This window comes from Arthrobacter sp. 05N33_2 (assembly GCF_056397425.1).
In genome coordinates this window covers 1-9,872 of the sequence record NZ_JBFTNJ010000091.1, presented here as the reverse complement: position 1 = coordinate 9,872, position 9,872 = coordinate 1, and the positions used below count along the sequence as shown (strand labels likewise).

Below are 9,872 nucleotides of genomic sequence, written 5' to 3'. Positions count from 1 at the left end.
TTGCCCTCGGGGCCGGTGAGGTAGAACCACAGATAGGAAATGCCCGAGGCGTCGGTGATGGTCCAGTCGAAGGTGACCTTCTCGCCGGGACCGACGGTCCTGGGGGAGGCAAGGGAGACCGCGGACAGTTCCGCCGGCGTCACATCGGCCGACGCTATGGCCGACGACGGAGCCACCATCAGGGTCAAAGCAATGCTGAGAATGGTGGCAAGCAGCGCACGCGCACGGTATTTGATTTTGTCCCCCTCGAACTTACAGCCGTCCCGACCTCAAATGCGGAACGCCTGAACTGTATCAGGGGTTGTATTCAGTTGTGATGATGACACGAATCAGGCGAAGCTGCCCTTTAGAAGGCCGATAGAACCCGAGAGGAAGGGCAGATCCCTTCGCTATGCGGACTCACAGGAGGCGGTCCAGACGGGCTTCGATGGGTGCCAAGCGAGACGCTTGCGACGTGTAGATCACTTTGTTTGCGAGTTCCTGGGCTGTGGCACGACTGTGGGGATCAGGACCAAAAAGTTTGCAAAACTGAGCCTAAGCGGAGTGGTGCCGGCGGGAATGGCACCGTTGGTCACGGGAGCAAAGCCCGGTCGGTACGCTCGTATTTCCATCGCATGGCCGTCTCATGGCGCTTTCCTATGGCGATCGTGCTCTTGCCGGGGTGTAGGTTTACCCGTGATAACCGGGCCCCTTCCGGCGGTGGCAGACTGAGCAGCGTTTCGGGCGAGAATGATCTTGCTTGGCGCTGTAGCGTCTCGGTCTCGTGGGTGGTCAGGACGATGTCAGCACCAAGCCGCGCGAAACGGTTCTGGTCGTACTCGACTCTCTCGTCGTCGGGGAGCGCTTTTGGGCCAGCCATGGCGATCGTGTCGGGTTCAATGTATTTGCGTTCCACTTCAATGTATTTGCGTTCCACGAACTGGTGCCACGACGGGAGTGCGCCCGGTACCGCCACGTTAGTCCTCCTCTTCCTCGATGCGTGCAGCGGCCCGCGTTGCGAGGGCGTACCAGCGCGGACAGTGTCAGGTTTTTCTTCCCCGGGCACTTCTTCGGTTTCTGGCGGCACGAGGGGCTGAGAAGCCGCGTTCCGCATGGCCGGCTTGCGCTCCTGAACCGTCCGGGCATATTCCGGAGGACGACAGGTCAACTGCGAATGCCAGAACGACTGAAACCGGACATGAAAGGAGGTTGAATTGAAGCCTTCAACCGTCCAGCTTTACATAAGGTCCAATATCGGCCTTCGCAGGGTGCCTTGGAGTCGCTCTCCTCAACGGGCCCGTGATCCAAAGTCCAAAGGTCTAAGCCGCAGGCGCCCTCAGCATCCCAATAGGCGTCAGCAAGGACGACACCGGATCTGAATCCGTCCGCGCGGCCCACTGGATGCGCGCCTCGATCGTCGCCTCGATCAAGGTGGCGCGCAGATACCGGCGACCTACCCGAGGACCTCGTCCCCAACCAAAAAGGCCCGTGCCCGCTCCCGCTGCCGCGGGCCGGCTCGAGGTGTTCGGGGATGAGCCGCAGCCGGCCGAGGGGGGTCGCACCTAACGAAAGCGGACGACGGTGGAAGGTCCCGCCGTCGTCCGCTGGTCTCTACTGCGAAATAATATTGCCCTGGACTGGGCCACCAGTTTCGGCGCCTACAGGTAGCTCTTTACGCTCGCGCGGAGTGCTTCGGTGTGCTCGTAGATCTCTTCTAGTGAGCTGATGGGCACTCGCGTTTCTTCCTTGTTGTCGTCGAAGATTCCGATGTACTTCTGGGTGCGGTTGAAGTGCAGGCGCGCGATCGGCTTGCGGTTGTTGTCGTCCAGCAGCACTGCGAAATAGGACTTGGCATCCCGCTGGGCTACGCGAGCAGGCTTGACTTCGCTACAGACGATTGCCCGCACGATCTGGTAACCCTCGATTTCCTCCAGCGTTGTCTCCAGACCGTCAGCTTCGGCCAGGTCCGCTTCGGCCACGGGTGCGCTGGTGACGCTGGCTGCTGCTGCTATGTCATCATTTTGCGGGAAGGCCTGGGCGCCGAGGGCTTTCTTCAGCCGCTCGTTGACCTGGTCATTCAGGAACTGCTTGGACGCTTTGGTTACCAACGCCGTGAACTGCTCACGCACCTTCTGGGTGTAGGGACCTGTGTACACGCGACCCGTGAGGAACTTAATCCACTCGTCCTCCGGATCCTTGAATTGTGCCGCCAGCGTCCTCTTGAGCTCGCCGATGTATTTCAGTTCCCCGGCCGCGCTGATGATCGAGTCGAGATCAAAGACGTCCTTGGACAGTTTCTGCAGTTCGGGAATGAGGGATTCGTCGATGTCGTTCAAGTCGAGTACGAGGAATGGCTTGGCGTCCATTCGGTTCGGCGCATCGAGGTCCGTGAAGAATTGGTACACCTCGCCGTTGGTAAGGATGGCGATCCGGGCGTTGGTCACGGCAAAGTACCGGAAAAGCTGAGATGCGTGCTCGATTTTCACTGGTTCCGTGGACTTCTTGCACTCGATGAGGATCTGGACCTCGCCGTCCTTCACGATGGCATAGTCGATCTTCTCGCCCTTCTTAAGTCCTACATCCGCGATGAACTCAGGAACGACTTCCATGGGGTTGAAGACGTCATAGCCAAGAATTGTGGAAATGAAGGGCATGACAAAGGCATTCTTTGTGGCCTCTTCCGTCTGGATCACGCCCCGCTGTTGGCGCACCTTTGCGGCCAAAGCTGAAAGTTTTTCTGCAAACTCCATTTGTCCCCCTACGAATTGACTGTGCTGCCAACCGTAGCGCAGYCCTGTGTCAATTCGATGAAAGCAGCCCTAGCGAGATTAGGACTGGGGCTCCCAGCTCGCGGCCGAACGCCTCGGCCCGCTGATGCAGGCCACCGTCCCCACCCCCGCCACCGCGGCGCAGCTCGCCCCGTCCATCACCTTCCTGCTCAGCGACGACGGCACCAACATCAAYGGCGCCATCCTCGCCTCCGACGGCGGCTGGTCCGCGCTGTAGGGGAGCGGCACCCCACGCAAGCGGACGACGGCGGGAAGTCCCGCCGTCGTCCGCTGGATTGGGATCAAATCCGTGATTGCACCATCGGATCCGCTGGTGCAATCACGTCCACACGTCGCGGGTGAGTCCGGATTTTACGAAGACGGGAAGGTGGGCGCGTCCGGTCGCCGGCGAGCGGCAATGGATTTGGCACCCAGCCCCGCCGATGCGATGACCAGGGCCAGCAAGATTTTGGGAGCTGCTCCGCCTTCGGGTCCAAGTGTTGCCGCCAAGATTTGCCGACTCATTAACAGCATCTCCTGCAGGTCGCCAGCCAGGATACGGGTCCCCAGGACGTAGTTGACCGAGATGAACAGGGCGGGAACCAACCACAACAGGGCAAGGTTCGCGGACCACACCGCGGCCCGCCGCGCAGGACGAAGGCCGCACCATGCCAGGGCGCAACCAACGAGGATGGCCGGAATCCAGTGAGCGATTGACGGCACTGCGACGGGGACGTTGATGTGCCCGACGAAGCCGACAACCCACTCCACCGTCCACGAAGCGAACGGCACCGCCACGAGTCCGGCGGCCAATGCCGCCAGGCTCGGTGACCTTGAACAGAGCAGCAGGTGCGCCACGAGGGCCGCAGCGAGGGATGCGGTCACGCCCGCGAGCAGCCCGGCGAAGTAGAGGCTCGCCATTGTTCCGCCCGTCAAGCCGCCGTCGAGCACTGTAAAGGACTGGACGGCCGCCGTGAACTGAACCACAAGAACACCGGCTGCCGCGCACCACGTCACCAGTCGCCGTCGGGCGGGCGACCAGATGCGCAGCGCGAGTCCGGCCGCCGCACCTCCTACGGTGAGGAGGGCCACGATCGTGGTGAGTTCGTACTGGCTTAGCGGCAGTAACGACACAGGCATCTGGTCTGGAGCGACCTCTGCGCCCCACAAGTTCTGCAACGGGAGCTGTGCGCCGGATACCAGCCAAGGGCCCAAGCCGAGCAGTCCTGCCAGGATCCCGATCAGCCACCCCCAAGCGGCATCCCCGGCGGGAGTCCGGCTTGGTGGTCTGCTGGGAGCTGCCTGTTCCATCGCTTGATCCGGAAGGCTCACGGAGGCTCCTTGCGTATGAGCGCCCTGGAGGGAGGCTCGCGAAAAAGGAAAGTATCCCGTCCAGAATAATGCACCGAATGGATTAACCCCTTGGGTCCGATCCATGAGGTGGACGACGACCTCTGGGGCCGCGTGTTCCGGATCAACGTCACGGCCCTCATGCGCCTCACCCACGCAAGCGGACGACGGCGAAGAGCTCCCGCCGTCGTCCGCGGGAACAGCGACTCAATTGAAATAAATTTTGCATCCTGCCCGGGAACCGGATAAATTGTGAGCTGTGTCACCGACCAGTGGCACAGCTTATGATCTGCGGCGGGAGAGTCCTGCCGGTACGTTCAGCAGGCGCCGTAGGAGCAAATCCTCCCCAGGAATCTCTCAGGCCCACGTACCGCCGCGGCAAGGCAACTCTGGAAAGCAGTCCGGGCAACCGGGCTCACCGACGGTGCAAGTGGCGCGCTGCTATCAGCAGGGCAAAACGGAAACTCTCAGGTCCAATACAGAGCGGGGAGGAACCCGAATCATCGTGGCGTCTTGATGCCACCTGAATTATGGAGTTCCTCTCATGACGGTTCAATCGTCCCCGTCCACCTTCGCAGACCGCCACATCGGCGCCCGCCGCCAGGCCGACATCGACACCATGCTCAAGGCCGTCGGCTACGACAGCGTTGATGGCCTCGTTGACAACGCGGTCCCCGATTCCATCCGCCAGGAAAAGCCCCTCACCCTGGACAGCCCCCTCAGCGAAGTCCAGGTGCTGGCCGAACTGCGCAAGCTCGCCTCCAAGAACAAGACGGCCGTGCAGATGATCGGCCAGGGCTACTACGACACCGTCACCCCGCCGGTGATCCGCCGCAACATCCTCGAAGCCCCCGCCTGGTACACCGCCTACACCCCGTACCAGCCGGAAATCTCCCAGGGACGCCTCGAGGCACTGCTGAACTTCCAGACCATGGTCCAGGACCTCACCGCGCTCCCGGTCGCCAATGCGTCCCTCCTGGACGAGGCCACCGCGGTTGCCGAGGCCGTGCTTCTCATGCGCCGCGCCAACAAAAACAAGTCCGCTGCCGGGGCCAAGACCGTCCTCGACGCCGACTGCCTCCCGCAGACCATTGCCATCGTCAGGGGCCGAGCGGAGGCGCTGGGCTTCGAGGTGCAGGTCGCTGACCTCTCCGCCGGTCTGCCCGACGGCGACATCAACGGTCTCGTCCTCCAGCAGCCGGGCGTCTCCGGCCGGGTGTGGGACCAGTCCGGCGTGATCGCGGAGGCCAAAGAACGCGGCGCACTGGTCACCGTGGCGGCGGATCTGCTTGCCCTGACCCTGATCACCCCTCCGGGCGAGCAGGGGGCGGACATCGCCGTCGGCTCCACCCAGCGCCTGGGCGTGCCGCTGTTCTTCGGCGGCCCGCACGCCGCGTACATGGCGGTGCGCGAGGGCATGGAACGCACGCTCCCCGGCCGCATCGTCGGCGTCTCCAAAGACAACGCCGGCGTCCCGGCGTACCGCCTGGCCCTGCAGACCCGCGAGCAGCACATCCGCCGCGAGAAGGCCACGTCCAACATCTGCACCGCGCAGGCACTGCTGGCCATCGTGTCCTCGTTCTACGCCGTCTACCACGGCCCGGACGGGCTGAAGGCGATCGCCGAGACCGTCCACAACAACACCCGCGCCCTCGCCGCCACGCTGAAGATCGCCGGCCGGGAACTGGCGAGCGAGTCCTTCTTCGACACCCTCACGGTCCGCGTCCCCGGCAAGGCCGCCAAGGTCATCGCCGCCGCCGAGGCCCGTGGCATCAACCTGCGGCTCATCGACGCGGACACAGTTGGCGTGTCCGTCGATGAAACCACGACGCCGGAGGTCCTCTCCGCGGTCGTCGTCGCCTTTGGCGCCGGTCCGGTGGTGGAGGCCAAGGGCTTCGAGCTGCCCGGGAGGGTGCTGCGCACCTCTGACTTCCTGCAGCATCCCGTCTTCAACACGCACCGCTCCGAAACCCAGCTGCTGCGCTACATCCGCAAGCTCTCGGACCGCGACCTCGCCCTGGACCGCACCATGATCCCGCTGGGCTCCTGCACCATGAAGCTGAACGCCACGGCCGAGATGGAAGCGATCTCCTGGCCGGAGTTCGCCTCCATCCACCCGTTCGCGCCGGACTCCCAGACCGAGGGCTGGCGGGAACTCGTCAGCGGCCTCGAAGCTGACCTCGCCGAAATCACGGGATACGACCAGGTCTCGATCCAGCCGAACGCCGGCTCCCAGGGTGAGCTGGCGGGCCTGCTGGCCATCCGCGGCTACCACCTCTCCCGCGGGGACGCCCAGCGCACCGTGTGCCTGATCCCGGCCTCCGCGCACGGCACGAACGCGGCCTCCGCGGTGCTGGCCGGCATGAAAGTCGTGGTGGTAGCCACGGCTTCGGACGGCACGATCGACCACGCGGACCTGACCGCGAAGATCGAGGCAATCAAGGACGCGCTGTCCTGCATCATGATCACCTACCCGTCCACCCACGGGGTGTACGACGCCGACGTCCGCGAGGTCTGCGACGCGATCCACGCCGCCGGCGGCCAGGTCTACGTCGACGGCGCCAACCTCAACGCCCTCGTCGGGCTGGCCCAGCCGGGCAAGTTCGGCGGCGACGTCTCGCACCTGAACCTGCACAAGACTTTCTGCATCCCGCACGGCGGCGGCGGACCGGGCGTTGGCCCCGTGGCCGCCAAAGCGCACCTGGCGCCGTTCATGCCAGGGGACGCGAACAAGGTCGAACCGGGAAAGGGAGTTGCCATCTCCGCTTCGCGTTACGGATCCGCCGGTGTGCTGCCGATCTCCTGGGCGTACGTGAAGTTGATGGGCGGCCAGGGCCTCACCGAGGCCACCAAGTCCGCGCTGCTCGCGGCGAACTACATCGCATCCCGGCTGGATGAGCACTTCCCGGTGCTCTACACGGGGGAGAGCGGCCTGGTGGCCCACGAGTGCATCCTGGATTTGCGTGAACTGACCGCCAGGACCGGCGTCACCGCCGAGGACGTGGCCAAGCGCCTCATCGACTTCGGCTTCCACGCCCCCACACTGTCCTTCCCCGTGGCGGGCACCCTCATGGTGGAGCCCACCGAGTCCGAGGACCTTGCGGAGATCGATCGCTTCATCGAGGCGATGATCACCATCCGCCAGGAGATCGACCAGGTCTCCAACGGCGATTTCACGGTGGAGAACTCCCCGCTGCGCAACGCACCCCACACGGCAGCCGCCGTCGTCAGCACCGACTGGACCCGCGAGTACCCGCGTGAGCAGGCCGCATTCCCCGTCCACACACTCAGGCAGGACAAGTACTTCCCGCCGGTCGGACGCATCGACGGCGCCGCCGGAGACCGCAACCTGGTCTGCTCCTGCCCGCCGCTTTCCGAATTCGAAAACTAAGGATTTTCTGATGAGTGAGAACTACACCGCTCTCTACGAGCAGCACAAAAAGGCCGGCGCCTCCTTCACGGACTTCGGCGGCTGGCAGATGCCGCTGAAGTACAGCTCCGAACTCGCCGAGCACCACGCCGTCCGCAACGCCGCGGGCCTGTTCGACCTCTCCCACATGGGCGAAGTCTGGGTCACCGGCCCGGACGCCGCGGCGTTCCTCGACTACGCCCTGGCCGGGAAGCTGTCGGCCGTGGCCGTCGGCAAGGCGAAGTACTCGCTGATCTGCCAGGAAGACGGCGGCATCATCGATGACCTCATCTCTTACCGCCGCGGCGAGGACAAGTACCTGGTGGTCCCCAACGCAGGCAACGCCAAGGTGGTTGCCGCGGCACTGGCCGAAAGGGCTGGTTCTGCCCAAGAAGGCGGGTTCGACGTGACGGTGGAGGACGTTTCCGCCGAGATCTCGCTGATCGCCGTCCAGGGCCCGAACGCCGAAGCCATCCTGCTGACGCTGGTCCCGGCCGAGCAGCATGTCCTGGTCACCGAGCTGAAGTACTACGCTGCGGTTGAGGTTCAGATCAACGGACAAGATCTGCTCCTCGCCCGCACCGGTTACACCGGCGAGGACGGCTTCGAAATTTACATTCCCAACGGGGACGCCGCCGGCCTCTGGGAAGCACTGCTGGAAACCGGTGCCAGCCGCGGGCTCATCCCCGCCGGCCTGGCCTGCCGTGACTCGCTGCGTCTGGAAGCCGGCATGCCGCTCTATGGCAACGAACTCTCCCGCGAAGGCAACCCGTACGCGGCAGGCCTGGGCCCGGTCGTCTCGCTCGCCAAGGAGTCGGACTTCGTCGGCAAGGCCGCCCTGAGCGAGCTCAAGGCAGCCGGCGCAGGCTCCACGACCGGCCGCAAACTCGTGGGCCTCAAGGGCCTGGGCCGCCGTGCCGGCCGCAGCCACTACCCGGTCCTCAAGGACGGCAACGTCGTCGGCGAAGTGACCTCCGGACAGCCCAGCCCCACCCTCGGCTACCCGGTCGCGATGGCCTACGTCGACATCGAATTCACCGAGCCCGGCACAGCCCTGGACATTGACCTCCGCGGCAAGGCGGAGCCTTTCGAAGTTGTCGCACTGCCGTTCTACAAGCGCCAAAAGTAGCCAGCCGCCGCTGGCTGAGCCTGCCGAAACCACATACGAACTTAAGGATTGAGATAAATGAGCAAAGTTGTAGCCGAACTGAAGTACTCCGCTGAACACGAATGGGTTGCCGCTGACGGGTCGGGCCCTGCAGGGATTGGAATTTCGGCCGTGGCTGCCGATGCCCTCGGCGACATCGTCTACGTGGACCTGCCCGAGGTCGGTTCCGCGGTGACCGCGGGGGAGACTTGCGGCGAGGTTGAGTCGACCAAGTCTGTCTCGGACCTGTACGCTCCGGTCACCGGCGAGGTGGTGGAGATCAATGACGCCGTCGTTTCCGATCCGGCGCTGATCAACAGCGACCCGTACGGTGCCGGCTGGCTGTTCAAGGTCGCCGTGACCGAAGAAGGCCCACTGATGTCGGCTGAAGAGTACGCGTCCAAGAACGGCGGCGAACTGTGAGCGCCGCAACGGGTACCGTCGCGTTTGAGCAGGTAGTCTCTGCGTCGCTGGATGCGGAGCTGTCCGCGCTGGATCCGGAGATCGCCGCGAAGATCGACGCCGAACTGACCCGCCAGCGGGACGGGCTGGAGATGATCGCCTCGGAGAACCACACCGCCAAAGCCGTGATGCAGGCGCAGGGTTCCGTGCTGACGAACAAGTACGCCGAGGGCTACCCGGGCAAGCGCTACTACGGCGGCTGCGAGCACGTTGACGTGATCGAACAGCTCGCGATCGACCGGGTCAAGGCCCTGTTCGGCGCGGAGTACGCCAACGTCCAGCCGCACTCCGGCGCGCAGGCCAACGCCTCGGTCATGCACGCCCTGATCCGGCCGGGCGACACCATCATGGGCCTGAACCTGGCGCACGGCGGCCACCTGACGCACGGCATGCGGATCAACTTCTCCGGCCGGCTCTACAACGTGATCCCGTACCAGGTCCGTGAAGAGGACCACCGGATCGACATGGCCGAGGTCGAGGCCCTGGCCCTGGAGCACAAGCCGGCGCTGATCGTCGCCGGCTGGTCCGCGTACGCCCGGCAGCTCGACTTCGCCGAGTTCCGCCGGATCGCCGACTCGGTGGGCGCSTACCTGATGGTGGACATGGCGCACTTCGCCGGGCTGGTCGCGGCCGGGCTGCACCCGTCCCCGGTCCCGCACGCCCACGTCACCACCTCCACCACGCACAAGACCCTCGCCGGTCCGCGCGGCGGCATCATCCTCTCCAACGACGCCGAGATCGCCAAGAAGATCAACTC

The 9,872-nt window shown here is 64.5% G+C and carries 7 protein-coding genes, 1 pseudogene and 2 riboswitches; of the genes and pseudogenes, 5 read left to right on the top strand and 3 right to left on the bottom strand.

Annotated features, from left to right (window positions below):
- Positions 1-571: 571 nt before the first annotated feature.
- Both AC1DHX_RS19350 and AC1DHX_RS19345 read right to left on the bottom strand, forming a co-directional pair.
- The gene (locus tag AC1DHX_RS19350; protein ID WP_476859999.1) at positions 572-916 is read right to left on the bottom strand and encodes a hypothetical protein; all 345 of its coding nucleotides are present in this window, start codon (positions 914-916) and stop codon (positions 572-574) included.
- Between the two features lie 721 nt (positions 917-1,637).
- Complete coding sequence (locus tag AC1DHX_RS19345) at positions 1,638-2,729, bottom strand: type I restriction endonuclease (RefSeq protein WP_476859998.1); 1,092 nt, start codon at positions 2,727-2,729, stop codon at positions 1,638-1,640.
- 82 nt (positions 2,730-2,811) lie between these two features.
- Between AC1DHX_RS19345 and AC1DHX_RS19340 the strand changes: the two are divergent.
- A pseudogene (locus AC1DHX_RS19340) lies at positions 2,812-2,985 on the top strand (short-chain dehydrogenase); the annotation flags it as partial.
- Between the two features lie 134 nt (positions 2,986-3,119).
- On the opposite strand, the gene AC1DHX_RS19335 reads toward AC1DHX_RS19340, so the two are convergent.
- Positions 3,120-4,079, bottom strand: a complete 960-nt coding sequence (locus AC1DHX_RS19335; protein ID WP_476859997.1) for a hypothetical protein — start codon at positions 4,077-4,079, stop codon at positions 3,120-3,122.
- 303 nt (positions 4,080-4,382) lie between these two features.
- Positions 4,383-4,480, top strand: a riboswitch (glycine riboswitch).
- Position 4,481: 1 nt separating this feature from the next.
- A riboswitch (glycine riboswitch) is annotated at positions 4,482-4,589 on the top strand.
- A gap of 52 nt (positions 4,590-4,641) precedes the next feature.
- Between AC1DHX_RS19335 and gcvP the strand changes: the two genes are divergently transcribed.
- From gcvP to glyA, 4 genes are all read left to right on the top strand, one after another.
- Positions 4,642-7,488: an aminomethyl-transferring glycine dehydrogenase gene (gene gcvP, locus AC1DHX_RS19330; protein ID WP_476859996.1), complete on the top strand. Its 2,847-nt coding sequence runs from the start codon at positions 4,642-4,644 to the stop codon at positions 7,486-7,488.
- Positions 7,489-7,498: 10 nt separating this feature from the next.
- The gene (gcvT, locus tag AC1DHX_RS19325; protein ID WP_476859995.1) at positions 7,499-8,635 is read left to right on the top strand and encodes a glycine cleavage system aminomethyltransferase GcvT; all 1,137 of its coding nucleotides are present in this window, start codon (positions 7,499-7,501) and stop codon (positions 8,633-8,635) included.
- 57 nt (positions 8,636-8,692) lie between these two features.
- The gene (gene gcvH, locus AC1DHX_RS19320) at positions 8,693-9,076 is read left to right on the top strand and encodes a glycine cleavage system protein GcvH (protein WP_223913460.1); all 384 of its coding nucleotides are present in this window, start codon (positions 8,693-8,695) and stop codon (positions 9,074-9,076) included.
- Positions 9,073-9,872 (top strand): serine hydroxymethyltransferase (gene glyA / locus AC1DHX_RS19315; RefSeq protein WP_476900368.1); only part of this gene is annotated, 800 nt, incomplete at its 3' end. The genes gcvH and glyA, both read left to right, overlap by 4 nt.

Coding starts and splice junctions, on each gene's coding strand:
- AC1DHX_RS19345 (WP_476859998.1), bottom strand. CDS start 2,729: ATGGAGTTTGCAGAAAAACTTTCAGCTTTGGCCGCAAAGGTGCGCCAA.
- gcvP (WP_476859996.1), top strand. CDS start 4,642: ATGACGGTTCAATCGTCCCCGTCCACCTTCGCAGACCGCCACATCGGC.
- gcvT (WP_476859995.1), top strand. CDS start 7,499: ATGAGTGAGAACTACACCGCTCTCTACGAGCAGCACAAAAAGGCCGGC.
- gcvH (WP_223913460.1), top strand. CDS start 8,693: ATGAGCAAAGTTGTAGCCGAACTGAAGTACTCCGCTGAACACGAATGG.